Consider the following 24534-nt stretch of genomic DNA (forward strand, 5'->3'; position numbering starts at 1 on the left):
GGCCCTGCGGGTTTCAGGCCGTAGAGAATTCTACTCGGTTCTCGTGGGCCTGCGCGAAGAACGCCAGCTCGTGCTCGCTGGAACGCAGGAACGCCTGGCGCATTTTCTCGCGCAGCGCCGGGTCGGCCAGCGTCCACGCGGTGCGCACCATCTCGATCGCCTGGGCGGTGGCCTCGTCGAATTCCGGGGAGGAATAGGTCTCCAGCCAGTCGCCGTAGGGGTGCCCGGCATGGTTGGCCGCCGCCAGCCGCTTGCCGATGTCCTGGTAGAGCCAGTAGCACGGCAGGATTGCGGCGATCAGCTCCGCATAGCTCCCGGTGCAGGAGGACAGGTGGTTCACGTAGTTCAGCGTGGTCGCCGAAGGGTTCGCCAGCCCTTCCACCAGGTGGCTGCGGTGCAGCTGCAGCTCGCCCTCGAGGATCTGGCCGGCGCCCTTGGCCCAGAAGCGCTGCGCATCCAGGTCCGGGGCCAGCGCGCTGGCCTGCGCCAGCACCTGGGCGTAGCGCTGCAGGTACAGGGCGTCCTGGGCAAGGTAGTACTCGAACTTCTCGCGTTCCAGGCTGCCGTCGGCCAGCTGCATGATGAACGCCAGCTCGTCGATGCCCGCACGCAGGCCCGCGATGTCCTCCCACCAGCCGGCCATCGGATCAGCGCCGGCGAAGAACCCGGCGAAGTGGTTGACCGGGCCGTGCCCGCTGCCCACCTGCAGCTGGTCGGCCGCCGCAATTGCCGCCGACAGATACGCCTTGGACTGCTCCAACGCGGCGGTCCAGTCTCCGGTGGCCGCGAAGCGGGTGGCCAGGGCGCTGGAGAGGGTGCAGCCGGTGCCGTGGGTGTTCTTGGTGGCATGGCGCGCACCGTGCAGCTCGCAGAGCACCCCGTCCGCTGCTACCAGCGCGTCGGGGCAGTCCGCCCCGGCCAGATGCCCGCCCTTGGCCAGCACCAGGGCCTCGTGCTTGGCCGCCAGGCGCTGGGCCTGGCGCAGCACCTCGTCCCATGATGCGGCTACCGGCTCGCGCAGCAGGCTGGCCAGTTCCAGCAGGTTCGGGGTGATCACCGTGGCCCGGTCCAGCAGCGAATCGAGCGCCGCTTCGCCATCCAGCAGGCGGTCCCCGCTGGTGGCCACCATGACCGGGTCCAGGACTACCGGAGCATCCACGGTGTCCAGCCAGCCGGTGACTGCGCGGATCACCTCGGCGTTGGCGAGCATCCCGATCTTGATTGCATCGATGCGGATATCCGCGCTGATGGCTTCAAGCTGGGCGAGGACGAAATCGCCGCTGATCGCCTGCACCCCGGACACCCCATGGGTGTTCTGCGCGGTCAAGGCGGTGATCACGCACATTCCGTAGCCGCCGTTGGCGGCAATGGCCTTCAGATCCGCCTGGATTCCGGCGCCACCGGAAGGATCGGATCCTGCAATGGACAAGATGTTCATTTGGCGGCCTCCCATGCCGAAACGAGCTGCGCGCTGGCCTGCTGCGGATCCTCTGCATTGCAGATGGCGCGGACCACTGCCATGCCCGCTCCGCCGCCGGCACGGATGGCTGCCGCGTCCTCGTGGGTAATGGCGCCGATTGCCACGCAGGGCAGCGAGGCCAACGTCGTGGCACGCGCAAAGCCGTCGAGGCCCAGGGGAGTGGGATGGTCCTTCTTCGTCGGGGTGGCGCGGACGGCCCCCACACCGAGATAGTCGATGACCGCGGCGTCCTTGTTCGCCTGGGACAGTTGCTCATCGCTGGAAGCGCTCAGTCCGATGACGCCTTCGCCGATGATCTGCCGGGCCAACTGCACCGGCACATCCTTCTGCCCGATATGGATGCCGTTCACGGCTGCACCGGCAGCCCGCGCCGCGAGGTAGACGTCGATGCGGTCATTGATCAGCAACTGGGCCTTGCCCTCGGTGAGCTTGGCGGCCGCGCAGGCCAGCTCGAAGAATTCCCGGGCGGTTTCATCCTTGGCGCGCAGCTGGATCCACTGGATTCCTCCGGCGACGGCGCCTTCGATCACTTCCAGGGTGCTGCGCGGGGTGCAACTGGCAGTATTGGCTACCAGGTAGGCTCCGTAATCATGCATGGTTCAGTTCCTCGTGCTTCAAAGTCTTAAGTTCTTCTGGATCGGTTGCGGACAGCGCATCAATGAATGCGACGGCGAAGCTGCCCGGACCTGTGCTGTTCTCCAGGGCCTTTTCAGCGGCCAGCCCGTAGAAGCCGTGGGCCGCGATGGCGGCCTCGAACGGGTCATCGTGGACCGCAATCATGCCGGCGCAGAACGCGCCCAACGCGCAGCCGCCGCCGGTGATCCGCGTCAAGCCGATGCCGTTGGTGTGCACCAGGACTGTCCGCGTGGCATCGATGATGGCATCGGACTGGCCGGAAATGGCCACCACGCAGTCATGCTGCTGGGCCAGATCGCGTCCAGCCGCCAAGGCGGCAGAGACGTCATCCAAGGCATCGACACCGCGTGAAGCCGATTGCCGTCCGGCCAGTGCCAGGATTTCCGAGGCGTTGCCGCGAATCAGGGCCGGGCGTTGGGTGGCAATGCGCCGCGCAAAATCCGTGCGCACCGGCAGGGCGCCGACCGCTACCGGATCAAGGATCCACGGGGTGCCTGCTGCGCTCGCCGATTGCACGGCTTCTTCCATGGCGGCCAGCTGCTCGGTGCTTGGAGTTCCCAGATTCACCAAGACGGCGGAAGCCGCCTTTGCGAAGGGGCCGGCCTCTCCGGGCAGATCCGTCATGGCCGGGGACGCGCCGGATGCCAGCAGGACATTGGCGGTGAAATTTGCTACGACGGTGTTGGTCAGGCAGAAAACCAAAGGTGATTGTTGCCGGTATTCTTGGGCAACTGCATGCAAAGCCATGCGACATCCCTCCGCTAGCGTGAACTAGATCAGGTTCAACGGGTCTCATCTCAGTCGGTTGTTCCGACACCCCGTGTCACTGCCATAGAGCGTACGCACAAGCGGTTCCAAGGACAAGTTACTTACGCTCGCGCCGCGCCACCAAGGCCTTGAGCGTGGCCGCATCGACCTGCTGGGCGGCTGCCAGCGCCCAGAGGTGATCCACCGCGGCCAGCAAGTCTTCGCTGGCATCTACCGGCCGAAGCCGTTCGTTGACCACTGTGCCGGCTCGTCGCCGGGAGGTGATCAGACCTTCGGCTTCCAGTTCCTTGTAGGCGCGGGCTACCGTTCCGGCAGCAACGCCGAGGTCGGTGGCCAGTGCGCGCACGGTGGGCAGCTTGCTGCCTGCGGGCAATTCTCCCAGGGTGATCAGCGAGGCGATCTGCAAGCGGATCTGCTCGTAGGGTGCAGTGGCCGCCGCGAGGTCGACACTGATTTGCGTGCTCATGATGCTGCTGTCGGCTGCTGTGCACGCACCATCGCGGTACCAGGACGCTCCAGGAAAATCACCGCTGGGACAACGAAGACCAGAAGTGCAAACAGCCCCAGGCCTGCAGGGAAGCCGTAGCCGATCAGCAGCATGGCAAGCACAGCGCTGGTGGCAACGCGCATCGACCGCAGCTCCAGAACCCGCCGATACCAGATTTCTTCAGCTGGCGAGACGGCCCAGGGAATAGTCGCCCGGCGGCAGGACCAGATGAAGCCCATATGCGCCGCCGCAAGCAGCAGCAACAGCCCGATGACTAGTCCCCGGTTCGGAGGAGCGAACTCCCAAAGCGTCTCCAGCGGTGGATCCAATAGCAGGTAAGCGCAGATGGCAACCAGCAAGCCAGCGGCGATGTAGGACCACAAGGGCAGGGGTGCATGATGCTTTGGTGCTGCACTCGCCTGCCGAGCCACCTTGCTGGCGTAGCCCAGATACAGCGTATTGAGCACGATGTAGAGCAATGCCGCACCGGCAAAGAGCACCAGGATCCACGTAGTTCGTTCATTGGTCGGCATCCGGAATTCCTCATCCACGGGCAGGAATGACCAGCCGATGGCAACGGCGAGCAATGCAAGGGTAGCCGTGGTGTATTGCAATGCGAAGAGCTGATCTCGCAAGCGCGAGAAGGCGGTCCGTTCCCTGGTGGTGGAGTGAGCCGAGAATGTGGTGCGCGGACCCCAGAAGAACAGCGTAAGAGCCACCGCAAGGGCGCCATAGTTCAATAACTCGTACGGTCCACCGGTTGAATAGCCTTGCGAGTAATTGGCCACCGATACGCAAAATGCCAGCAGCACGATACCGGTATTGCGCAGCAACCGGTTGAGCCATACCGTGCGCAAGGCCTGGTTGTCTTCGGCGGTGATGCCGGCCAAGGGGCGCCGGTTCAGGATCACTGCTGCAATCACCCCGGCGGCCACGACGGTACCTGCCAGAGCCACGATGAAGACCGGGAGCATTTGGTTTCCGGGCAGCAGGCCATCGGTTGGGCCCGCAGAGGTGTAGGAGTAGCTGCCATCAGAATCGAACATAGTGGTTTCCGACTCCGGGATGCCAACGCTCCCTTCGACGCGGGAAGCAGGCCACAGCAATCCCACCCCGGCCAGCAGCAACAGCGCGACGAAAATCCCCAGGGACTTCGGGAACGGCGTCGCCAGGGTGCGCGCCTCCAGTGAGGCGGTGCGCACCGGCTGGAGTTCCTTGGGCCAGGTGAACAAGCCAATGAGGTAAACGAGAAGAATCCAGATTCCCGGCGAGAGAGCTGCAGCGAAAACCGAACTCGAATCGGTCCCGTTCATGGGAATGCGCCACGTCTCAGGCAGATCCCACGAAGTCGAAGCGAAGAATGCGATCAATGCGCACCAGAATGAGTGCGACTGGGCGCGGACGATAGCCGGTGCCTCACGCCGATGCGCCACGGAGCGCAACCACAGGTATATGACTGCGCCAACGAAAGCGATGGATATGGCGCTCGCCGGGATCTGGCTCATGGCCATTAATGTATCAACTATTTGATACATATTGAATCCCTTCGCGAATTAATCAGTGAATATCCACTTCGTTGCCGTACGCTCAAAACATGGGTCTGTTTACTTCCACGCCGTTGCCCGAACCGGTCGGCGATTCCGCGCCTCCGGTGGACGAGCATCCATCGCGCATTGCAACAGTTCTGAGCCATTTGCGGCGTTCTGCTGACACCCGGATCACGCATCCGCGACGCTTCCGCCTGCAACAGCTCAAGGCCCTGGAAAAGATGCTCGACGAGCATCTGGAAGACTTCGTCCAGGCCCTGGCCGAGGACTTGGGCAAGAGTGCCACCGAGGCCAAGTTCTCCGAGATCGACGTGGTGCGCGCAGAAATAGATTTCGCCCAACGCCACCTCGCTGAATGGATGGATTCCACCAGCGTCAAAGTTCCGCTGGCCCTGCAGCCGGCCATGGCCAAGGTTGAGCCGCGTCCGCTGGGTGTCGTGCTGATTATCGGCGCCTGGAACTACCCGGTCCAGCTGGTACTCGCACCGCTGGTCGCGGCCATTGCCGCCGGCAACGCCGCGGTGATCAAGCCATCCGAGCTGGCTCCGGCCACCTCGGGCGTCTTGGCCAAGTTCCTCCCGGTCTACCTGGATGAACGTGTTTATGCGGTCGTTGAGGGAGGAGTGGACACCTCCACCGAGCTGCTTGCCGCCCGCTGGGATCACATCTTCTACACCGGCGGTGAACGCGTGGCCAAGATCGTGGCTGCCGCGGCGGCAAAGCACCTGACGCCAACCACTTTGGAATTGGGCGGAAAATCGCCGGCCGTGGTGGAAAACGATTCGCTGGCTTCGGCAAAGCGCCTCGCCTATGCCAAATTCATGAATTCCGGTCAGACCTGCGTGGCCCCGGATTATGTCTTGAGCATTGGGGACTCCACTGAGCTCATCCAGCGCCTGGGCCAGGCCATCACCAGCTTCTACGGCAAGGAGCCGTTGACCCACCCGGACTACGGCCGCATCGTCAGCCGCAAGCACTTCGACCGGCTGTTGTCGATGTTCGAGCAGGGCGAGGTGGTTTTCGGGGGCGAATATGACGAGGAAACACTGCGCATCGCACCGAGCATCATGCGCAATCCAGATCTTGAAGGAAGCTTGATGACCGAGGAGATATTCGGTCCAATTCTTCCAGTGATCGAGGTGGAAAGCTTCGAGGAGGCCCTCGAATTCATCGCCCGGAGGCCGTCTCCGCTGGCTGCCTACCTGATGAGCGAAAGCCCGCGGCTGCAGTCGATCTTCTCCGACCGGGTGCGCGCCGGCTCAATCGTGCATAATGCCCCGCTGGTCCAGATGGTCGTTCCAACCCTGCCTTTTGGCGGCATCGGACCGAGCGGGATGGGGGCCTACCATGGCAGGCACGGATTCGAGCGGCTTTCGCAGATGCGCTCTGAACTCAACAAAACGACGGTAGTTGACACCCTGAGCGCAATATATCCTCCGTATTCATGGGCTAAGCGAAAGATTATTGATCGCTTACTGTAGCGCGGTTCATAGCGTTGTGGCTTGTCAGGGTGCTTGGATTGATAGGTTGGAAATTTTCAAGCATCAGGAGATGTAACGCATGACTGAGCCCGCACCGTCCCAAGACGGTCTGAAGCGTGGCCTCAAAGCTCGCCATATGCAGATGATTGCCATTGGCGGCTCGATTGGTACCGGACTTTTCGTCGCGTCCGGCGGCACCATTGCGCAAGCAGGACCCGGTGGTTCGCTGGTGGCCTATGCGCTGATTGGCCTGATGGTGCTGCTCCTGATGCAGTCACTGGGGGAAATGAGCGCCCGCCTTCCGGTCGCCGGGTCCTTCCAGACCTACGCGACGGTCTTCGTTAACCGCCACTTCGGCTTCGCGATCGGCTGGAACTACTGGTTCAACTGGGCAATCACCGTGGCTGCCGAACTGGTAGCCGCCGGGATCATCATGTCCTATTGGTTCCCGGATACTCCGGGATGGATCTGGGCTGCCGTCTTCCTGGCGCTGCTCACCGGTCTGAACGCGTTGTCCGCCAAGGCCTTTGGCGAGGGCGAGTACTGGCTGGCCGCGATCAAGGTCATCACCGTAGTGGTCTTCTTGATCTGCGGTGTCGCAATGATCTTCGGCATCCTGGGCGACTCCACGCCAGGTTTCAGCAACTGGACCGAGGGCGAGGCGCCATTCGTTGGCGGCTGGCTGTCGATCGTCTCGGTGTTCATGATTGCCGGCTTCTCCTTCCAGGGAACGGAGCTGATCGGCGTGGCCGCCGGAGAGGCAGAGAACCCCAAGCGCGACATCCCTCGGGCCATCAAGGCGATCTTCTGGCGGATCATGCTGTTCTACATCGGCGCGATCTTCGTGATTGGCATGCTGATCCCGTACCTGGATCCTTCGCTGCTCTCCTCCGAGGCATCGGATATCACCACCTCGCCCTTCACCCTCGTCTTCGAGCGGGCAGGCGTGGCCTTCGCCGCGGCCTTGATGAATGCGGTGATCCTCTCGGCCATCCTCTCGGCGGGCAACTCCGGCCTATATGCCTCTGCGCGCATGCTTTATTCGATGGCGCTGGACGGCAAGGCGCCAAAGATCTTCGCCCGCTTGAACAAGCGCGGCGTGCCCATGCCGGCCATGCTGATGACCGCATCGGTGGGCCTCTTCGGCTTCCTGACCGCGATCATCGGGCAGGGTTCGGCCTATACCTGGCTGCTGAACGTCTCGGGCCTGTCCGGGTTCATCGCGTGGGTGGGCATCGCGGTGTGCCACTACAAGTTCCGCAAGGCATATATTGCCAGCGGACAGGATCTGGCGAAGCTCCCGTACAAGGCGCCGCTGTTCCCGCTGGGCCCGATCCTTGCCTTCGTGATCCTGATCGTGGTGATCGCCGGCCAGAACTACCAGGCCATCCTGGATGGAAACCTGCTGCAGATGGCTTCCAGCTACATCGGCCTGCCGATCTTCCTGCTGCTGTGGCTGGGCCACTGGCTGGCTACCCGCAAGCAGCCAGCCGTGGAAATCGACCCATGGACCGCGAAGCTGAATTAGCCAGCTAGGGCGGCATCGACAATCACCCGGGCCTCTGCCAGCACCTGCTGCAGATGTTCGGGTGATTTTGTCGATTCTGCATAGATCTTGTAGATGTCTTCGGTGCCTGACGGGCGCGCGGCAAACCATGCGTGCTCGCTGGAAACCTTCAGACCGCCAATTGGGAAGCCGGCCGCTTGCGTGGCCTTGGCGGTAATCGGATCCGAAGCCAGCTCGGTGGCGGTGACCATCGAGGGATCCAGCTTGCCCAGGATGGCCTTCTGCTCGCGGTTTGCCGGCGCATCGAAGCGGTCGTAGAAGCTGGGACCATGGCGCTCGACCAGCTCGGCATGCAGCTGGCTGGGGCTCTTGCCAGTTACCGCGCGGATCTCGCTGGCCAGCAGGGCCAGCATCAGGCCGTCCTTGTCGGTGCTGAACGCCTTGCCGGAGAAGTCCAGGAAGCTTGCCCCAGCCGATTCCTCGCCGCAGAAGGCGACCCTGCCCGAAGCCAGCGGCTCAACGAAGTACTTGAAGCCCACCGGAACCTCGCGCAGCACCCGGCCGTGGGAGGCCACCACCTTGTCGATAAGCACCGAGGAGACCAGCGTCTTGCCGATCTGGGCATCGGCGGGCCACTGCGGGCGGTGGGTGAGCAGGTAGTCGATGGCCACGGCCAGGAAGTGGTTCGGGTTCATCAGGCCGGCATCCGGGGTGACAATGCCGTGGCGGTCGGCGTCGGCATCGTTGCCGGTCGCGATGTCGTACTTCTCGCGGTTGGCCACCAGCGAGGCCATGGCATGGGCGGAAGAGCAATCCATGCGGATCTTCCCGTCCTTGTCCAGGGTCATGAAGCCGAAGCGCGGATCCACGGACTCGTTGACCACTTCGAGGTTCAGGTTATAGCGCCGGGCGATTTCGCCCCAGTAGTGCACCGAAGCGCCACCCAGCGGATCTGCGCCAATGGAAATTCCGGAATCCGCGATGGCCTTGAAATCGATCACTTCCGCCAAATCGGCGATGTACAGTTCGCGGAAGTCGAATGGCTGGGCATTGGGCTCGCCGCGCTTGATCTGCCCGCTGGCCAGCAGCTCGTTGGCCCGTGCGGCGATGGGCCCGGTGATTTCGGATTCGGCCGGTCCGCCATGCGGCGGGTTGTACTTGATGCCGCCGTCGGTCGGCGGGTTATGCGAGGGCGTGATGATCAGGCCATCGGCCTGCTCGCCGCCGCTGGCGTTATGCACCAGGATTGCGTGGCTGACCGCTGGAGTGGGAGTCAGCCCGTCATCGGCCAGCACTCTGACGCCGTTGCCTGCCAGCACTTCCAGTGCGGTGCCGTATGCCGGCTCGGAGAGCGCATGGCTGTCCTTGCCCACGTACATTGGCCCAGTGATGCCCGCGCTGTTGCGGTAATCGACCACGGCCTGGGTGATCGCGGCGATATGCGCTTCGTTGAAGGTGGTGTTCAGCGAGCTTCCGCGGTGTCCCGAGGTGCCGAAGATGACTGCCTGGTCGGGGTTGGTGCTGGATGGAACCAGGGTGCTGTAGGCATCGAGCACCTCCTGCAGATTGATCAGGTCCGATTCTTGGGCTGGCTGGCCAGCTCGGAGGTGTGCCACAGATTGCCTTTCAGATTGATGCGCTTATCGCGGTTTCGTAGAAGAATGGTAGTCAAATGAGCTACTACCAGTATCCGCAGAACCCCTACCAACGACCGCCAGAATCCGCCGGCCTCTCGACGGCTTCCTTGGTGCTCGGCATCTTGTCGTTGCTGGGCTTCTCTGTCATTATCCTTGTTCCGCTGGCCGGAGTCATTACCGGACACCTGGCCTACCGGCGCGAACCTGCTTCCCGGGGCTTGTGCCTGGCCGGGCTGATCACCTCATGGATCGGATTAGCCCTAGCCATACTCGGATATGCGCTGGCCATCTGGTTCTTCTGGGCGATGTCCACCGGATTCGGCTACGGCTCGTATTACGACGACGTGATCTTCTCCCTCGGGTTCCTCCACTAGTTCCAGGGCATGAAAAAGCGGTTGGCTCATATCTGAACCAACCGCTTTCTCCATGCCCGAATGCCTAGTGGATCGAGCCCATCAGCTTCTTCAAGGCCGGGGTAGCTGCCATCATGGCGATACCCAGGACGACGGCGGTGCCGCCCATGCCGATGAAGTACGGGATCTCATTGCCTTCGGTGTAGTAGCCGGCCAGCACACCCGACAGGGTGGTGCCCAGCGAAACCGAGAGGAAGAACAAGGCGATCATCTGGGTGCCGAAGGCGGCCGGCGCCAGCTTGGTGGCAATTGCCTGGCCCACCGGCGAGAGCAGCAGCTCGGCAAAGGTGCACAGCAGCAGGATGCCGACCAGCGCCAGCAGCGGAGTCTTCACGAAGGATTCCAGCGGGATGAACAGCAGGAAGGCCGCGCCCACAACCACCAGCGACAGTCCGAACTTCATCGAGGTGCGTGGCTGGCGCTTGCCCAGCTTGGTCCACAGGGCGGCGAAGATGCCGGCGAAGATGATGATGAAGACCGGGTTGATCGAGGTGACCCAGCTCGGCGGCATTTCCCAGCTGCCCAGGTGGCGGTCCAGCCGCTGGTCCGAGTAGGCGGCGATGAAGGTGAACTGCTGCTGGAACAGGGCCCAGAAGGCAGCCGAACCGATGTAGAACGGAATGAAGGCCCAGACCTGCTTGCGTTCGGTGGCGTTGACCTTCTTGCTGCGCAGGATCAATGCGAAGTACACGATCGACGCGGCGATCACCACGTAGGCGATGGTGCTTGCCAGATTCTGCGGGGTCACGATCTTGGACGCGAATGCGGCAATGATCAGGACGATCACGGCGACGAAGATGACCACGTAGCGGTTGCGCTCGGCGGCCGGCAAAGGGTTGCTCGGGATGCGGCCGGATTCCGGCAGCTTCTTGCGGCCCATGGCGTAGATCGCCAGGCCGATGGCCATGCCGACAGCTGCGGCCGCGAAGCCGATGTGGAAACCGTACTTGACCTGCAGCCAGCCGGTGAGCAGCGGGCCGAGCAGGCCGCCGATGTTCACGCCCATGTAGAACAGGGAGAAGCCTGCATCGATGCGCGGATCATCCTTGGAGTACAGGGAGCCGACCAGGGCTACGGCGTTGGCCTTCAGGCCGCCGGAGCCGATGGCAACGAGGACCAGTCCGACGACTAGGCCCACATAGCCGGGCAACAGGGCCAGGCCGATGTGGCCGAGCATGATCGCGATGGCCGAGAAGAACAGGACGCGTTCCGAGCCGAACAGGCGGTCGGAGAGCCAGGCGCCCAGGATGGTGGACAGGTATACGGCGCCGCCGTAGGCGCCGACCAGCGACAGGGCCAGGCCCTGGTCCATGCCCAAGCCGCCGTCGGTGACCGAGTAGTACATGTAGTAGGCCAGCAAGCCCTGCATGCCGTAGAAGGAGAATCGCTCCCACATTTCGACGCTGAACAGGCTTGCGAGCGCACCGGGATGACCGAAGAAGGTCTTCCCGGAAGATTTGGTGCTCGTTGTTGCAGTAGACATACGTAACATTTTTCGCTTTTGCCTACGCGAGTACCTACTTATATGGGAAAGCTCACAACTGCATCTGAGCGGCCAGCGCGAGCAGCAGGCCTTCGTCGGAACGCGGGGAAATCAGCTGAATACTCATGGGTAACCCCTCATTGGAGCGGCCCACCGGAACGGTGATGGCAGCTACCGAGGCGACGTTCACCATGGACGTGTAGGGGGTGTACTGGCACTGCAACATATAATCCACATCTGCCGTGGATTGTGTATAGTACCCGATCTTCGGCGGGATTGACGCCATGGCAGGGGTAGCCACCACATCGAAGGCGGACCATTGGCGCACGAAGTCAGCCGCTATCTGCTTCAACCGCGACCCGGCCTGCAGGCTCTGCTCCAGGGAGCGCTCGGCGGCGCGCCGGCGGAAGTCCCTTGCCAGTTCTCCCAGCAGCGAATCATCCGAGACCTGAACGGATTTCAGCCCGTTGGTCCACACTGCCGCGAAGGTTTCCGGATAGTCGGTGGCATAGTGCAGGTTCGCCGGCTGGACGCGATGGCGTTCGCCCAGGCGTTCAAGCCCCTGGGCGAAGGCCGCCCGGGCTTCCTGCGACAGCTCAATCTCATAGACGGGTTCAAAAGGCGAGTGGGTGCTGTACCCGATTTTCAGGCCATCCAGGCGCTGGGGGTAGCTGCCCTGCAGCAACGGCAGGTAGTGGTCCTTCCCGCGCATGGCGTCCAGCAGCAAAGCCGCATCCAGGGCATCATGGGCCAGCGGTCCGCTGACGGCTAATTTCGGCGCACCCATGGGGTCGGTGTAGCCATCGAGGATGTCGCTGGGGATGCGCCCCAAGGAAGGCTTCAGCCCCACCAGTCCGCAGGCCGCCGCCGGGATGCGGACCGAGCCGCCGCCATCGGAGCCCGGGCCCAGCGGAATCATGCCGGCGGCAATCGCCGCGGCCTGCCCGCCGGAGGAACCGCCCGAAGTGCGCGTTGGATCGAAGGGATTGCGCGAAGGGGGAGCGATGAGGTTCTCGGAATAGCTGCTCAGCCCGAACTCCGGGACCTGGGTCTTGCCCAGGATCACCACGCCCTCGGCGCGAAGCCTGGCCACCAAGGAGTGGTCGCGTCCGGCCACCGCCGCTGGCATGGCCGCGGTGCCGTAGGTGGTAGGCATCCCCGCCACATCGTTCAGGTCCTTGAACGCGGTGGGAAGACCATGCAACCGGCCAATCTCCCCGCGGGCATGCGCCTCGTCGGCCGCTGCCGCGGCCTCCATCGCATTCTCCGCCACGTGGACGAAAGCACCGAGGTCCGCCTGCTCTTCGATGCGCTTGAGGTAGTGCTCGGTCACCTCGCGGCTTGAACGCTCGCCGCGGGCCAGCTCGTCTCGCAATTTCAGGGCGCTTGAGGGAAACATGTCGGCTTTCGACGCAGGAAATGACTAGTCTTATAAGCAAACACCCTATGTGAGAGGAATGCTAGCCGTGAGCGATTTTGAGACTGTCCAGGTCAATGATGTCCCGAAGGACGCCTTCATCCTCGATGTGCGCGAAGACTTCGAATGGGAAGCCGGCCGTGCCGCCGGAGCCACCCATATTCCCCTGGGCACCCTGCCGGAGAAGGTATCGGAGCTTGACCCGGATGTAGACACCTACGTCATCTGCCGTACTGGCGGCCGTTCGGCCCAGGCCGCCTCGTGGCTCACCGCCATGGGCTACACCGCCTTCAATGTTGCCGGCGGCTCGGATGCGTGGATCGAAGCGGGCCTGCCAATGGAAGCGGACAACGGCCAGGAGCCAACCGTACGATGAACTATGCCTATCTGGGACCTGCGGGCACCTTCACCGAGTCGGCCCTCCTGCAGGTTCCCGGGGCTGCCGATGCGCAGCGGATTCCCGCCTCCAACGTCAACGTGGCGCTGTCCATGGTGCGCGAAGGTGCCGCAGATGCGGCGATGGTGCCGATCGAGAACTCGGTAGAAGGCGGCGTTTCGGCCACCCTGGACGCGATTGCCCAGGGCGAATCGCTGCAGATTGTCTCCGAGATCCTGGTTCCGATCACCTTCGTGCTGGCGGTGCGCCCCGGCATCGACTCGCTGGAGCAGATCAAGCAGATCTCCACCCATGGGCATGCCTGGGCACAGTGCCGCTTGTGGGCCGAAGCAAATATTCCCGGTGCCGCATTCACTCCGGCCTCCTCCACAGCCGCCGGCGCCCTGGCCCTCGAAGAGGCGGATCCTCCGCATGATGCGGCGATCTGCTCTCCGCTGGTGGCCCAGGAACGCGGCTTGAAGGTGCTGGTGAGCGGCGTCGAGGACAACGTCGGAGCGGTCACCCGATTCATCCTGGTCACCCGCCCGGGAAGGATTCCGCAGCCGACCGGTGTGGACAAGTCAACGCTGATCCTGCCGCTTCCAGAAGACCGTCCCGGTGCGCTGATGGAACTCCTGGAGCAATTCACCGCACGCGGCGTGAACCTGTCGCGCATTGAATCCCGGCCTACCGGCAAGAGCCTGGGGGAGTACTTCTTCTCCGTGGATATCGAAGGCCATGTGGCCGAGGAACGCGTTGCCGCCGCGCTGTCGGGGCTGCACCGGCTGTCCCCGAAGCTTCGCTTCCTCGGTTCCTACCCGGCGGCTCAAGGCCTGGAAGCATCCGTGGACACGCACAATTCCGACGCGGCCTTCAGCGAGGCCCGCGCCTGGGTGCAGTCGCTGCGCGACCGGGTCTAGGCACAGTGATCCCCCGGCCGTTCCTCCTGGAGGGGAAACGGCCGGGGGATCAGCAGCAGTTATGGGGCGCGCAGGCGCAGTGCGCTCGGGTTCACGGACACCTGCAGTTCATTGACCTGGCCGGTGGGGTCCCCATCGATCTGGGTATTCATCGGCTCATCGCAGCGCAGCGACACGCCAGTGGTCTGGTAGAAGCTCATGACCGGGATCTTGTTCTTGGCGCGGAATGCGGTCTTCAGCAGGATCCACGTCCAGCCCGCGGCCGAGCGGGGCGAGAGCACCACGGCATCCAGCACGCCGTCGTCGATCTTGGCGTCCGGCACGAAATCCAGGCCCTGCAGCTTGCCGCAATTGGCGAACAGCACCGAACGGACCTTGCGGGTCTGCCAGCTCTCGTCCTCCGAGAGCTTGAAGCTGACCTTCTTGCGCCGGCCCGGCAGCTGGCGCAGCCCGGCTTCCGAATAGGCAAGCCAGCCAACCTTGGATTTCAGCTCTTCATTGGTGTCGTCGAACAGGTCTGCGTCGGTGCCCACGCCGGCGATGACCAGGAACGCATGGTCTGCCTCGTTGCCGTCCAGCAGCTGCAGCTTCATATGCCCGACGTCGATCCGGCGAACCATTCCGCGTACCGCGACCAGCGCCGCGGTATGCAGGTCATCCACGGGGATGTCCACGTTGCGGGCCAGCAGGTTTCCGGTGCCCAGCGGCAGGATCCCCAGGGACGCGTCGGTGCCTTCGAGCACTTCTGCGACGGCGCGGATGGTTCCGTCGCCGCCGGCGGCAATAATTGTGTCGCATTGCGCATCGAGTGCTTCCCGGGCTGCGTCCTGGCCGGGATTCTCCTTGGTGGTTTCAAGGACCAGGGGCGCTTCCAGTCCTGCCTCGGCGCAGACACGGGCCACCGCTTCCCTCGCTTCGCCAGCACCTGACTTGGAAGGATTGATCACCAGGGCCACCTTTGCAGCGACCGACTGGGCGGCCGCTTCGGGCTGCTTGGCCAATGGCTTGCTGTAGTTCGAAAGCTTGCGCACCGAATACCAACTGGTCGCCGCGGCGGCAGCTGCAGCAACCACGGCAGAGAAAACGATCACACGATTTGTCTGCATAATGCTCTCATCGTACTCATGATTGCTACCCTTAACATGTGATCGACCTGAAAATGCTCACCGAAAATCCGGATTTGTACCGTGCCTCGCAACGCGCGCGCGGTGCCGACGAGTCGTTAATCGACCAGCTGCTGGCAGCTGACACGGCACGTCGTGAAACCATCGCCACCTACGAGCGCCTGCGTGCCGAGCAGAATGCGTTCTCCAAGAAGGTCGGCAAGGCCAAGGGCGACGAGCGCGCCGCCCTGCTTGCCGAGGTCAAGGAGCTCGCCGCCGCGGTCAAGTCTGCCCAGGCCGAGTCCGATACGGCCGCCGCCAAGTGCACCGCGCTGCAGCGTTCCATCCCCAACCTGATCATCGACGGCATCCCCGCCGGCGGCGAAGACGACTTCACCGTCGTCAAGCACGTGGGAACCATCCGCGACTTCAAGGCCGAGGGCTTCGAGCCGCTGGACCACCTGCAGATCGCCGAGAAGCTGGACGCCATCGACATGGAGCGCGGCGCCAAGGTCTCCGGCTCCCGCTTCTACTTCCTCAAGGGCATCGGCGCCCGCCTGGAAATCGCGATGATGAACATGGCCCTGGATGTGGCCATGGACCACGGCTTCATTCCGATGATCACCCCGACCCTGGTCCGCCCGGAAACCATGCAGGGCACCGGTTTCGACGTCGAGCACGACGACGAGATCTACAAGCTCGAGCGCGACAACATGTACCTGGTCGGCACTTCCGAGGTGGCTCTGGCTGGCTACCATGCGGACGAGATCATGGATTTGTCCGACGGCCCGATCCGCTACGCCGGCTGGTCTTCCTGCTACCGCCGCGAGGCCGGTTCGGCGGGCAAGGACACCCGCGGCATCATCCGCGTGCACCAGTTCAACAAGCTGGAGATGTTCGTCTACGCCAGCGTCGAGGACGCCGAGGCGGAGCACGAGAAGCTGCTGGCCATGGAAGAGGACATGCTCGGCCGCATGGAGCTGGCCTACCGCGTCATCGACACCGCCGCCGGCGACCTGGGCATGAGCGCCGCGCGCAAGTTCGACTGCGAAGCCTGGGTTCCGACCCAGGGCACCTTCCGCGAGCTGACTTCGACCTCGAACTGCACCACCTTCCAGGCCCGCCGCCTGAATGTCCGCGAACGCGAGATCGTCGACGGCAAGGCAGGCAAGACCCGTTCGGTGGCAACCCTGAACGGCACCCTGGCCACGACCCGCTGGATTGTCGCGATCCTGGAAAACCACCAGAACCCTGATGGTTCGGTCAACGTGCCGAAGGCCTTGCAGCCGTACCTCGGCGGACTCGAAGTGCTCAAGTAGGCAGTGCCGAGCAGGTGCCGGCCTCCCCTCGCGGGGCGGCCGGCACCTGCGTTTAACCGGTTGTTCACCTGGTGCTGTGCCTTGGGTCATCGCCAAATACCTGCGCTGGTGGTTAACTTGAGCCATGACTGTTATGACTAAGCTCGGCAACGACGACCGGCTGACCAAGCAAAAATTGATGATTTGCCTTGACGTCGACGGCACCATCGTCAACCACCAGGGCGAAATGAGCCAGCGCGTGCGCGATGCCGCGCGGGCGGTTGTGGCCCAGGGCCACGAAGTGATCATCTCCACCGGCCGCTCCCTGGGTGCGGCCCTGCCCATCATGGAAGAACTGGGCATCGACCACGGCTACGTCGTGGTCAGCAATGGCGGGGTGCTCGCAAAGGTGTCAAAGGACGGCGTCGAGATCCTGCACCGCGAGATCTTCGACCCCTCGTCAGCGCTCACCGCGCTGCGCGAACAGCTTCCCAACGCCAAGTACGCCCTGGAAAACGAGCGCGGCGAGTTCCTTTCCAGCGAGACCTTCGGCGACATGAGCTTCGGCGCCGAGAGCAAGGTGGTGGATTTCGGCGAGCTGGTGAACAGCAAGGCAGTGCGCGTGGTGGTCTTCTCCACCGACAACACCGCAGAGGAATTCGGGCATGCAGTGCAGAGCCTGGGGCTCTCCGGGGTGACCTACTCGGTGGGCTGGACCGCCTGGCTGGATATTGCAGCCGATGGCACCACCAAGGCCAGCGGGCTGGAGCGCTTGCGCGCCGTCCTGGATTTCCACGCCGATGACACGCTGGCCGTCGGCGACGGGCGCAATGACATCGAGATGCTCCAGTGGGCCGGCCACGGCGTGGCCATGGGCCAGGCCCCGGATGAGGTCAAGGACGCCGCGGACGAGGTCACCGAACACGTTGACGCCGATGGCCTGGCCCTCGTCCTGGAAGGTCTGCTGGCCGGCTAGCAGCCGCTGCTACAGCTGGTCGGTGTACTCCAGCAGCCGGGCGATCGCCGCCCGCGCACCCAGCTCGTCGTTGTAGCCCGAGCGCACGATCGCCGCGGAAACCGCCTGCGGGGTGATGCCCAGGATCTCGGCGACGGCTTTCTGCTGCCCGCGCACCCCGGGGGTGAGCAGGTCGACAACCGCCCATTCGGCCTCGGTGCGGGTGCGGATCCAATGCCCGAGCATGCGCAGCAGGCCTTCGAGCTCGCCGTCCATCTCGTCGTTGCCCGAGGACACGCAGATCGGGACCCTTTCGCCACGGTGGCTGGCGGCTTCCAGGGCGCCGAGCGCGCGCCGCACCGCCTTGCCTTCGACCAGGCCGGCCTCCACGGGCACCGGCTCATACAGGCTGCCGATGCCCAGCCCGATATTGCAGAAGTTCAGCCGTGCCGCGCGCAGCAGCGCGTCCACTGCAGCATCGGGGCCATCAGGCACCCCGAGCAGCAGCTGGCCGCTGAGCGCGGTGAACGGTGCGTGCGAGTCGACCTGCTCCAGCTGGTGCCACAGCTGCTCGCTGGCGGCGGCAACATCGGTGACCGAGCGGGGCCGGGGGCTGAGCGCAACGACAAACATGCTTCAAGTATTGCCTGTGCCGGAGGCATTTGTCCTGCAAATGCAGGAAGTGACGCTCTGCGGCGCGCCCCGCTAAGCTGGTACCGGAAACTTCGAAGGAGCGTTGGTGGCGGGCGAAATCATTGCGGGGCGGTTCGAACTCATCGAGCAGATCGCCCGGGGCGGCTCTGGGACCGTGTGGCTCGCCCGCGACCTGCAGCGCGGCCAGCAATGCGCCGCCAAGCTGATGCGGCAGAGCTACAGCGGCGAGATCCTGCGCTTCGTGCGCGAGCAGGGCGTGAAATTCGACCACCCGCACCTGCTCACCCCCTACGGCTGGGCGGCCGTCGATGACCGGGTGGTCATCGCCACCGAGCTGATGCGCGGCGGCAACCTGCATACCGCAATGCAGGATTACGGGGCCTTCTCCGCGCCGCTGGTGGCCGAGATCCTGCTGCAGCTGCTGGACGGGCTGTCCCATGTGCACGAATCCGGCTGGGTGCACCGCGATGTCAAACCCGCCAATGTCCTGCTCGAATCCACCGGCGACGGGGTGCCGGTGGTGCGTCTGGCCGACTTCGGGATCGCCACGCACCGCGACGAGCCGCGGCTGACCGAGCACGGCGTGGTGGTGGGCACCGCGGGGTTCATTGCCCCCGAACTGACCGACGGGCACCAGCCCGAGCCCTTCCAGGACCTTTATGCGCTGGGCGTGCTGGCGGTGCAGCTGCTGCACCCGCAGCTGCGCGGCGATGCCCTGGCCGAACGGTGCCGCGCCGGCGGCTTCTGCGCCGAGAAGGAGCTCGAGGAAGTGCTCGACGGACTGCTCTCCCGTGATCCGCGGCAACGCAGTGCCGCCGCCGCCCGGGCGCCGCACTCGCTGGCCGGGTTGCGCCGCGAGGACGGCTACGAGGTCGCCTCCGGAGAACGCCTGGAGGTCTTCGACCACTTCGCGCCGCAGCTAACCCAGGACGCACCTCAGCCATCTGGCACCGAGACGCAACCAGCGGTGCCATCCGAGACGAGAGTCGTGGCGCAATCCAAGACGCAACCCGCTGCTGAACCAGCACCAGCGCCGGCCCCGAAGCCTTCCCGCAGCGGCCCGCGCTCCGCGGTCCAGCTGCTGCCGTGGATCGCCCTGCTGCTGGCCCTGGTGCTCGGTGCCCTCTCGTTGTGGCTCGTCTTCGGCCATTCGCCGGACACGGCAACGGCCTCCGCGGCAGCCGCAGTGGCTGGCGTGGAGGCCGCCTGGCCGCCCGGAGGCTAGACGCGCTGCTTGCCCGCTGCCTGGGCACGCCGGCGCCAGAACCACAAGCCGGCGTAGCCGGCCAGGGCCACGGCCGCGCCGCCGGCCAGGGCGCCGAGCTGCGCGCTGCCCGGCAGCCAGCTGCCGGATCCCGCCGCAGTGCCGCCGGATTCTGCCTGGGCCGCCGGTTCCCAGCCATCGGTGCCGGTGGCCTCACCGGTAACCTCGATGGCCAGCTCGAAGTTCAGCGGGTTCAGCCCGCGCGGCTCATAGGCTGTGCCGGCCACGGTGATGTAGTAGTCCCCCGGATAGCCCAGCTTCGGATGCGAGCCGTCGACCTGCAGGTCGCGGGACACCGTCGTGGCCAGGCTGCGGGTCAGCGAGGCGCCGGCATCGTCTGCAGATAGTTCCTGCTTGGCGGTGCCGGTCATGATGCCATCTTGCAGCAGCGGGTTGTAGGTGCCGGTGACCAGTTCCTTGGCGCTGGCATTGGGGGAGTCGAGCACGGTCATCCGGTAATTCAGCCGTTGCCCCTGCGCCACATGGACCTTGTAGTACTTCACCTCATTGGGGAGCACCGAGTCCGAGTAGGCGGCGCCGGAGGACAGTTCGGCCGCGGTGGAGAAGCCGCTGCCGCCGGATACTGCCTGCGGCTCGGCATCCAGCGTGACCGACACCGGCGGCAGATCACCTGGGGTGGTGCCGGTGAGCGTGGCAGGATCCAGGGCCGGCTGCACCACGACGGCGATCTGCACCGGCAGCTGCGCATCATCCTGCCAGCGCCCATCGCGCTGCAGGGACAGGTACAGTTCGTCGTTGTTCTGGTCCAGGCAGCGCGAGTAGCCCTCGGCCTTCTTCGGTTGGGAGTCCAGTGCCACCAGCGGAAGGTTGTCGATGTTGCGGCGCGAGGTGGAATTGCTGCCCCTGTCGCACCAGTCCCCGTTGGCCTGCACCAGCGCGGCCGATAGTTCGGTGCTCTCCTGGCTGGTGGGCTGCTGCGATGGATCGACTACCAGCTGCGCGCTCACGTGCAGCCGTTCGCCGTCGGCAATCTGCGGCAGCCGGTAGTACAGCGCGGCGTCGTCGCCGGTGGTCGGCAGCTCGTCGACCCACTGGCCGGCCTCCAGCTGCGGGGCTGATCCCTGGTCCTGTGCGCCGTCGACCTGCTGGCCGACCGGTTCATGCAACAGGATTTTCGCTTCGGAAGCCAACGCCGGGGCGGCCGCGGACAGGGCCAGTCCGGCACAAAGCAGGGTGGCAAGGATTCTCATGGTCGGCCTCCTGGCACGGTCGGGTCGATGTCGTCGGAGTGCTCATGGGCGGTCGTGGCCCGGTTTCGGAAGAGGAAGGTTCCCGCGCCCAGCAGGGCGGCGGTGCCCACCAGGCCGCCGGTGAACCAGGGCCACAACGGTGCCGAGGAGGCTGCCGGGGCGGTTTCGGCCTGCGGTTCGCTTTCGGACGGGGAAGGGGCGGCCGATGATGCAGGGGCGGCTTCCGCTTCAGTGGCGGTTTCCGATTCCGTGGCACCGGCCTCGGGCGAGGCGGAGGGCTGCTCGCTGGCCTCGAAGATCGGGGCGGCACCGGCGAACTCCTTCTCGGTGCCGGTCACGTCGACGGCCAGCTCGTAGTCATAGGGCACGCCGTTGGCCTTTTGCACCCAGGTGTCCGAGTAGATGACCACATAGTAGTCGCCGGCCAGGTAGTTCGACCGGCCGATGTAGCTGTCATAGTTCGACTGGTCCACCGCGGTGCGCATGGACCGGGTGATCGTTTCCCCGGAGGTGCTCTCGTGGAGCCGGCCGGTGCCGAGCATGTCCACGCCGTCCCGCACCGGGGAGTAGACGCCCATGGTCACGGCCTGGGCGCTGGCATCCTCGTTGTTCCCGCTGGTCAGCCGGAGATTGAGCTTCTGGCCGTTGCCCACGTGGACCTTGTAATACCGTGCCTCGCTGCTGAGCACCGAGTCGGAGTAGATCGTGCCGGACTTCACCGGCAGCGCGTCGTTGAAGCTCGAGCCGCCGAGGACCGGCTCTGGCGTTCCGGTGAGGGTGACCGACTGCGGCTTGTCCTCCTCGCTTGCCGGGGCGCCCAGCAGCGCTGCATCCACCGCAGGCTCCAGCACATAGCGCAGCTCCACGGCCTCGGGTCCTCGTGGAACAGCGAGCCCTCGCGGGTGACCTTGGCGAACAGTTCGCCGGTGCCGTCGGCGAAGCAGCCGTAGCTGGAGTCCTGGACGAACTCGGGGCTGCGGGTGTAGGCGGCCAGCGGACGGCCGAGCTCGTCGCTGCCCACCGTGTAGCTGTCGCCCGAGGAGCACTTCGAGCCCTGGCCGTTGACCAGTTCGACGATGACCTTCGCCGGGTCGTCGTCATCCGCGTCGATCTTCTGTTCGGGGATCATGGTTGCGGAGAAATGAGCATACTGCCCGGGCTGCAGCGGGCCGATCTTGTAGTACTTGGTCGTGCCGTCGTTCGAGTTCCAGCTGTCGGTTTCACCCTTCTCCAGCTCGTCGAGGTACTGGCCGGGGACCATCAGCGGCGCCTCGTGCAGGCGGGTGCCGCCCTCGATGGGCGTGCCGGCCGTGGAGTATCCCTGGAAGGCGCGCAGCGTGCGGCTGGTCAGCTCCTCTTCCAGCGACTGCGCGTCGTCGACATCCACGTAGCTTCCGCCGGTGGTCTCGGAAATGCATTCGAGCTGCTGGCGGGCCTTGTCGTTGACCTTGAATCCGATGGTGTGCACGGTCAGGGCGATGCCCTGTCCAGCCAGGTCCTTGGCGGCCTCGCAGGCCGGCGGCTTGTCGCAGTTCTCTTCGCCGTCGGAGACCAGGATGATCGACTTGGGCCCTTCGATGCCTTCCAGGTCCTTGGCCGCATGGAGCAGCGAGGCGCCGATCGGGGTTTCGCCCACGGCCTTGAGCTCATCGATCTTCTTTGACAGTTTCTTCTTGTCCACGGCGCCCGGTTTCTGCACGGTGGTGATGTCGTCGCATTTGCCCGGGGACTTCGAGCCGTAGACGACCAGGCCCATCGTGGCATCTTCCGGGGCATTGTCGATCAGGCTCTTGGCCGCGGTCTTGGCGGCGTCGATCCGCTTGGTGCCTTTGGAGTCGGCGTCCTTATCCAGCATGGAGCTGGAGTAGTCCATGACGACGACCACTGGTTCGGTGGTGGTTTGCTCATCGGCGTGGACTGCGGCCAGCGGTACGGCGGCCAGCAATACCGCCAAGAGCGGTGCGAGTAGATGTCGGCGAAGCATCAGGCTTTCCTTCCGGCGGTGATGTTTGCAATTGCAAATATAGGCCATTTGTTTGCAATTGCAAACCCCCGTGCGAAGATTGTTTCCATGGACAGTCCTATCGAACAGCAGCGGAGGCTGTATGGCGCCCCCCTGGCGGAGCGTTTCGGGCACGTGATGGAAAAGTATGCCTTGTCCCAGCGCTCGCTGGCCCAGGTGCTGGGCCTCTCCGCGCCGATGCTTTCGCAGCTGATGGGAGCCAAGCGGATCAAGATCGGCAATCCGGCGGTGCTTGGGCGGCTCATGATGCTCGAAGCCCGATCCGACGAAGCGGATTTGCAGGCGGTGCTCCAGCAGGCCGAGCGGCTCGATGCCGCCACTGCCACCCATGGATCGGCGGAAGCGGGGGAGGGTGCGGCGGCCAGCGAGTACCTGCGGTCGGTGGGCAGCCCGGAAGTGCTCGCAGAGATGGCAGGGCTCGCCCGGGCCCGTGGCCACGAACAGCTGGCCGAAGTGCTGGAGCGGGCCGCACGCTAAGCGCCCCTCAGGCGCCCGCGATCGCGCGCTGCGCGTCCAGGCGCACCGTGGTGTAACGGAAGAAGAACTGCGTGGCGGGGCCGATTAGCAGCGCATAGGCCACCGTGCCCACGCCCACCGGACCGCCGAGCAGCCAGCCGATCCCCAGTACGCACACCTCGATGATCGTGCGCAGCAGGCGGATCGATTTGCCGGTGCGCAGATGCAGCCCGGTCATCAGGCCATCGCGCGGCCCGGGCCCGAAATGGCAGCCGATGTACAGTGCGCCGCCCAGTCCATTGATGACTATGGCGCCCACCAGGGTCAGGATCTGCCAGCCCAGGCCATGGACATCGGGGATGAGCCAGAGGAAGAAATCTAGGCCGAGCCCGATAAGCAGCACATTGGCGATGGTCCCCAGCCCCGGCCACTGCTTCAGCGGAATCCACGCCAGCAACACCACGACGCCGACAAGTATCACGATGGTTCCCAGCGACAGCGGAATGTGGTTGGCCAGGCCCAGGTGCAGCACATCCCATGGGTCCACGCCGAGCTGGGTGCGGATCAGCAGCGCCATGGCCAGCGCAAAAAGCATCAGGCCGATGAACAGATTTGCCAGGCGCAGCGGGAGCTTCCCGGCGCGCAGCTGATCGAGCGGGGTGAGATTGTGCAGGGTCATGATGATTCAAGGCTAGCTCGCGCCGAACCGCCACAGTAATCCGCAGGTATCAGTTGGTCATATTCCCGGTGCCAGTTAACGAAGGGCAAAGCGTCGTTGAAAAGTGGGCCAACTCAGCCCAGTGCACCCAGTATCGCGATGCCCAGCGCCTGTGGCAGCTCGCTCAGGCCTGAGCGCTGCTGCTGGATAGCCGTTGCATCGGTTTCGGCGCCTACCGTGGCCCAGATGCCTGGCGGGCGCAGTGCAGGAACATGGATGAACAATGCCGGGACTGGCTGGGAATAGGCCACATAGGCAACGTGATTGCAGACGAAACGCCCGGCGTCCTCGGACACGCTGGCCTCAAGGCCGGCGGCCAGCAGGGCCTGGGCGGCCGCCGTTGGATTGATGCTCGCCTCCACGCGCGTCGGGGCGTTCTCCCTGATCGCTGTTGAGCGAGGCTGCTCTCCATCATTGTCTGGAATGCGCGCATGATCCTCGTTGACCGCCCAGCGCTCCGGAGTAATCGCGGCTCGGCCCCCGGCCTCGCCAACGCAAATCAGCGCATCGGGCTGATGCTCGGCCAGCAACGACGCAAGGACCTGCCCAGAGGCCGCGAAGGACACCGGCAGGATCGCGGTGGTCACCTCGTGCTCGCCAAGTCGAGCTGGCAGCTGGCGGACCGCCTCGCCGCTGGCATTGAATGCGTCATTGCCGAAGGGCTCGAAACCGGTGACCAGAATGTGCATGAACCCATTAT

Annotated in this window: 23 protein-coding genes and 1 riboswitch; of the genes, 9 read left to right on the forward strand and 14 right to left on the reverse strand. The window is 64.5% G+C overall.

Going from position 1 to position 24534, the window contains the following annotated elements:
• Window positions 1-13: 13 nt before the first annotated feature.
• The 5 genes from thiD to ANI01nite_RS10835 form a co-directional block, all read right to left on the reverse strand.
• On the reverse strand, window positions 14-1438 hold the full coding sequence (gene thiD / locus ANI01nite_RS10815; protein ID WP_038993353.1) for a bifunctional hydroxymethylpyrimidine kinase/phosphomethylpyrimidine kinase: 1425 nt from the start codon (window positions 1436-1438) through the stop codon (window positions 14-16).
• The gene (gene thiE, locus ANI01nite_RS10820) at window positions 1435-2076 is read right to left on the reverse strand and encodes a thiamine phosphate synthase (protein WP_038992688.1); all 642 of its coding nucleotides are present in this window, start codon (window positions 2074-2076) and stop codon (window positions 1435-1437) included. Before thiE ends, thiD begins: the two co-directional genes overlap by 4 nt.
• The gene (gene thiM / locus ANI01nite_RS10825; RefSeq protein WP_141357944.1) at window positions 2069-2863 is read right to left on the reverse strand and encodes a hydroxyethylthiazole kinase; all 795 of its coding nucleotides are present in this window, start codon (window positions 2861-2863) and stop codon (window positions 2069-2071) included. Before thiM ends, thiE begins: the two co-directional genes overlap by 8 nt.
• A riboswitch (TPP riboswitch) is annotated at window positions 2853-2947 on the reverse strand. Its footprint overlaps the gene before it by 11 nt.
• A gap of 34 nt (window positions 2948-2981) precedes the next feature.
• Complete coding sequence (locus tag ANI01nite_RS10830; protein WP_038992686.1) at window positions 2982-3350, reverse strand: GntR family transcriptional regulator; 369 nt, start codon at window positions 3348-3350, stop codon at window positions 2982-2984.
• On the reverse strand, window positions 3347-4876 hold the full coding sequence (locus ANI01nite_RS10835) for a hypothetical protein (protein ID WP_141357946.1): 1530 nt from the start codon (window positions 4874-4876) through the stop codon (window positions 3347-3349). Before ANI01nite_RS10835 ends, ANI01nite_RS10830 begins: the two co-directional genes overlap by 4 nt.
• Before the next feature lie 89 nt (window positions 4877-4965).
• Here ANI01nite_RS10835 and ANI01nite_RS10840 point away from each other — a divergent pair, with 89 nt between their 5' ends.
• Window positions 4966-6399: an aldehyde dehydrogenase family protein gene (locus ANI01nite_RS10840; protein WP_141357948.1), complete on the forward strand. Its 1434-nt coding sequence runs from the start codon at window positions 4966-4968 to the stop codon at window positions 6397-6399.
• A gap of 79 nt (window positions 6400-6478) precedes the next feature.
• The gene (locus ANI01nite_RS10845; RefSeq protein WP_038992683.1) at window positions 6479-7927 is read left to right on the forward strand and encodes an amino acid permease; all 1449 of its coding nucleotides are present in this window, start codon (window positions 6479-6481) and stop codon (window positions 7925-7927) included.
• Here the strand turns inward: ANI01nite_RS10845 and pgm are convergent.
• Entirely contained in the window at window positions 7924-9522 is a 1599-nt protein-coding gene (gene pgm, locus ANI01nite_RS10850) for a phosphoglucomutase (alpha-D-glucose-1,6-bisphosphate-dependent) (RefSeq protein ID WP_141357950.1), read from the reverse strand. The two genes, ANI01nite_RS10845 and pgm, sit on opposite strands and share 4 nt — an antisense overlap.
• A 56-nt stretch (window positions 9523-9578) precedes the next feature.
• Between pgm and ANI01nite_RS10855 the strand changes: the two genes are divergently transcribed.
• A complete protein-coding gene (locus ANI01nite_RS10855; protein WP_066142647.1) occupies window positions 9579-9917 on the forward strand; it encodes a DUF4190 domain-containing protein in 339 nt (112 codons plus the stop codon).
• A 64-nt stretch (window positions 9918-9981) separates the two neighbouring features.
• Here ANI01nite_RS10855 and ANI01nite_RS10860 read toward each other — a convergent pair whose 3' ends face one another.
• Window positions 9982-11439 (reverse strand): peptide MFS transporter, encoded by a 1458-nt coding sequence (locus ANI01nite_RS10860; RefSeq protein ID WP_121865899.1) that lies wholly within the window; start codon window positions 11437-11439, stop codon window positions 9982-9984.
• Between the two features lie 52 nt (window positions 11440-11491).
• Window positions 11492-12838 carry an amidase gene (locus ANI01nite_RS10865; RefSeq protein ID WP_141357952.1) on the reverse strand — a complete coding sequence of 449 codons (1347 nt, stop codon included), beginning with the start codon at window positions 12836-12838 and terminating at the stop codon, window positions 11492-11494.
• A 67-nt stretch (window positions 12839-12905) separates the two neighbouring features.
• Between ANI01nite_RS10865 and ANI01nite_RS10870 the strand changes: the two genes are divergently transcribed.
• Window positions 12906-13232, forward strand: coding sequence for a rhodanese-like domain-containing protein (locus tag ANI01nite_RS10870; protein WP_038993350.1), 327 nt, complete (start codon window positions 12906-12908; stop codon window positions 13230-13232).
• Window positions 13229-14152 carry a prephenate dehydratase gene (pheA, locus tag ANI01nite_RS10875; protein WP_038992673.1) on the forward strand — a complete coding sequence of 308 codons (924 nt, stop codon included), beginning with the start codon at window positions 13229-13231 and terminating at the stop codon, window positions 14150-14152. The genes ANI01nite_RS10870 and pheA overlap by 4 nt, the downstream gene beginning before the upstream one ends.
• Before the next feature lie 59 nt (window positions 14153-14211).
• Here the strand turns inward: pheA and ANI01nite_RS10880 are convergent, their stop codons facing one another.
• On the reverse strand, window positions 14212-15258 hold the full coding sequence (locus ANI01nite_RS10880) for a diacylglycerol/lipid kinase family protein (protein ID WP_038992672.1): 1047 nt from the start codon (window positions 15256-15258) through the stop codon (window positions 14212-14214).
• Window positions 15259-15296: 38 nt separating this feature from the next.
• On the opposite strand from ANI01nite_RS10880, the gene serS reads away from it, so the two are divergent.
• Together serS and ANI01nite_RS10890 are read left to right on the forward strand one after the other, a co-directional pair.
• Window positions 15297-16574 carry a serine--tRNA ligase gene (gene serS, locus ANI01nite_RS10885; RefSeq protein WP_038992670.1) on the forward strand — a complete coding sequence of 426 codons (1278 nt, stop codon included), beginning with the start codon at window positions 15297-15299 and terminating at the stop codon, window positions 16572-16574.
• Between the two features lie 124 nt (window positions 16575-16698).
• Complete coding sequence (locus tag ANI01nite_RS10890; protein WP_141357954.1) at window positions 16699-17529, forward strand: HAD family hydrolase; 831 nt, start codon at window positions 16699-16701, stop codon at window positions 17527-17529.
• Between the two features lie 9 nt (window positions 17530-17538).
• Here the strand turns inward: ANI01nite_RS10890 and ANI01nite_RS10895 are convergent, their stop codons facing one another.
• Entirely contained in the window at window positions 17539-18141 is a 603-nt protein-coding gene (locus ANI01nite_RS10895) for a hypothetical protein (RefSeq protein WP_141357956.1), read from the reverse strand.
• A 106-nt stretch (window positions 18142-18247) separates the two neighbouring features.
• Between ANI01nite_RS10895 and ANI01nite_RS10900 the strand changes: the two genes are divergently transcribed.
• A complete protein-coding gene (locus ANI01nite_RS10900; RefSeq protein ID WP_170214627.1) occupies window positions 18248-19387 on the forward strand; it encodes a serine/threonine-protein kinase in 1140 nt (379 codons plus the stop codon).
• On the opposite strand, the gene ANI01nite_RS10905 is transcribed toward ANI01nite_RS10900, so the two are convergent.
• Window positions 19384-20637: a hypothetical protein gene (locus ANI01nite_RS10905; protein WP_141357959.1), complete on the reverse strand. Its 1254-nt coding sequence runs from the start codon at window positions 20635-20637 to the stop codon at window positions 19384-19386. The genes ANI01nite_RS10900 and ANI01nite_RS10905 overlap by 4 nt on opposite strands.
• Window positions 20638-21352: 715 nt before the next feature.
• Window positions 21353-22621, reverse strand: coding sequence for a vWA domain-containing protein (locus tag ANI01nite_RS10910; protein WP_170214628.1), 1269 nt, complete (start codon window positions 22619-22621; stop codon window positions 21353-21355).
• A gap of 87 nt (window positions 22622-22708) precedes the next feature.
• Here ANI01nite_RS10910 and ANI01nite_RS10915 point away from each other — a divergent pair, with 87 nt between their 5' ends.
• On the forward strand, window positions 22709-23137 hold the full coding sequence (locus ANI01nite_RS10915; protein ID WP_141357963.1) for a DNA-binding protein: 429 nt from the start codon (window positions 22709-22711) through the stop codon (window positions 23135-23137).
• A 7-nt stretch (window positions 23138-23144) separates the two neighbouring features.
• On the opposite strand, the gene yczE is transcribed toward ANI01nite_RS10915, so the two are convergent.
• Window positions 23145-23795, reverse strand: a complete 651-nt coding sequence (gene yczE / locus ANI01nite_RS10920) for a membrane protein YczE (protein ID WP_141357965.1) — start codon at window positions 23793-23795, stop codon at window positions 23145-23147.
• A 113-nt stretch (window positions 23796-23908) separates the two neighbouring features.
• Window positions 23909-24523 carry a pyroglutamyl-peptidase I gene (locus tag ANI01nite_RS10925; RefSeq protein ID WP_141357967.1) on the reverse strand — a complete coding sequence of 205 codons (615 nt, stop codon included), beginning with the start codon at window positions 24521-24523 and terminating at the stop codon, window positions 23909-23911.
• Window positions 24524-24534 lie beyond the last annotated feature (11 nt).

Origin of the sequence: Glutamicibacter nicotianae (assembly GCF_006539525.1) — a bacterium.
Taxonomy (GTDB): Bacteria; Actinomycetota; Actinomycetes; order Actinomycetales; family Micrococcaceae; genus Glutamicibacter; species Glutamicibacter nicotianae.

Excerpts from the sequence above, each read along its gene's own strand:
- thiE (WP_038992688.1), bottom strand. The coding sequence starts at position 2,076 with ATGCATGATTACGGAGCCTACCTGGTAGCCAATACTGCCAGTTGCACC.
- ANI01nite_RS10865 (WP_141357952.1), bottom strand. The coding sequence starts at position 12,838 with ATGTTTCCCTCAAGCGCCCTGAAATTGCGAGACGAGCTGGCCCGCGGC.
- yczE (WP_141357965.1), bottom strand. The coding sequence starts at position 23,795 with ATGACCCTGCACAATCTCACCCCGCTCGATCAGCTGCGCGCCGGGAAG.
- ANI01nite_RS10845 (WP_038992683.1), top strand. The coding sequence starts at position 6,479 with ATGACTGAGCCCGCACCGTCCCAAGACGGTCTGAAGCGTGGCCTCAAA.
- ANI01nite_RS10915 (WP_141357963.1), top strand. The coding sequence starts at position 22,709 with ATGGACAGTCCTATCGAACAGCAGCGGAGGCTGTATGGCGCCCCCCTG.
- thiM (WP_141357944.1), bottom strand. The coding sequence starts at position 2,863 with ATGGCTTTGCATGCAGTTGCCCAAGAATACCGGCAACAATCACCTTTG.
- ANI01nite_RS10880 (WP_038992672.1), bottom strand. The coding sequence starts at position 15,258 with ATGCAGACAAATCGTGTGATCGTTTTCTCTGCCGTGGTTGCTGCAGCT.
- pheA (WP_038992673.1), top strand. The coding sequence starts at position 13,229 with ATGAACTATGCCTATCTGGGACCTGCGGGCACCTTCACCGAGTCGGCC.
- ANI01nite_RS10925 (WP_141357967.1), bottom strand. The coding sequence starts at position 24,523 with ATGCACATTCTGGTCACCGGTTTCGAGCCCTTCGGCAATGACGCATTC.
- ANI01nite_RS10890 (WP_141357954.1), top strand. The coding sequence starts at position 16,699 with ATGACTGTTATGACTAAGCTCGGCAACGACGACCGGCTGACCAAGCAA.
- thiD (WP_038993353.1), bottom strand. The coding sequence starts at position 1,438 with ATGAACATCTTGTCCATTGCAGGATCCGATCCTTCCGGTGGCGCCGGA.
- ANI01nite_RS10840 (WP_141357948.1), top strand. The coding sequence starts at position 4,966 with ATGGGTCTGTTTACTTCCACGCCGTTGCCCGAACCGGTCGGCGATTCC.
- ANI01nite_RS10860 (WP_121865899.1), bottom strand. The coding sequence starts at position 11,439 with ATGTCTACTGCAACAACGAGCACCAAATCTTCCGGGAAGACCTTCTTC.
- ANI01nite_RS10905 (WP_141357959.1), bottom strand. The coding sequence starts at position 20,637 with ATGAGAATCCTTGCCACCCTGCTTTGTGCCGGACTGGCCCTGTCCGCG.
- ANI01nite_RS10855 (WP_066142647.1), top strand. The coding sequence starts at position 9,579 with ATGAGCTACTACCAGTATCCGCAGAACCCCTACCAACGACCGCCAGAA.
- ANI01nite_RS10895 (WP_141357956.1), bottom strand. The coding sequence starts at position 18,141 with ATGTTTGTCGTTGCGCTCAGCCCCCGGCCCCGCTCGGTCACCGATGTT.
- ANI01nite_RS10835 (WP_141357946.1), bottom strand. The coding sequence starts at position 4,876 with ATGAGCCAGATCCCGGCGAGCGCCATATCCATCGCTTTCGTTGGCGCA.
- ANI01nite_RS10830 (WP_038992686.1), bottom strand. The coding sequence starts at position 3,350 with ATGAGCACGCAAATCAGTGTCGACCTCGCGGCGGCCACTGCACCCTAC.
- ANI01nite_RS10910 (WP_170214628.1), bottom strand. The coding sequence starts at position 22,621 with ATGCTTCGCCGACATCTACTCGCACCGCTCTTGGCGGTATTGCTGGCC.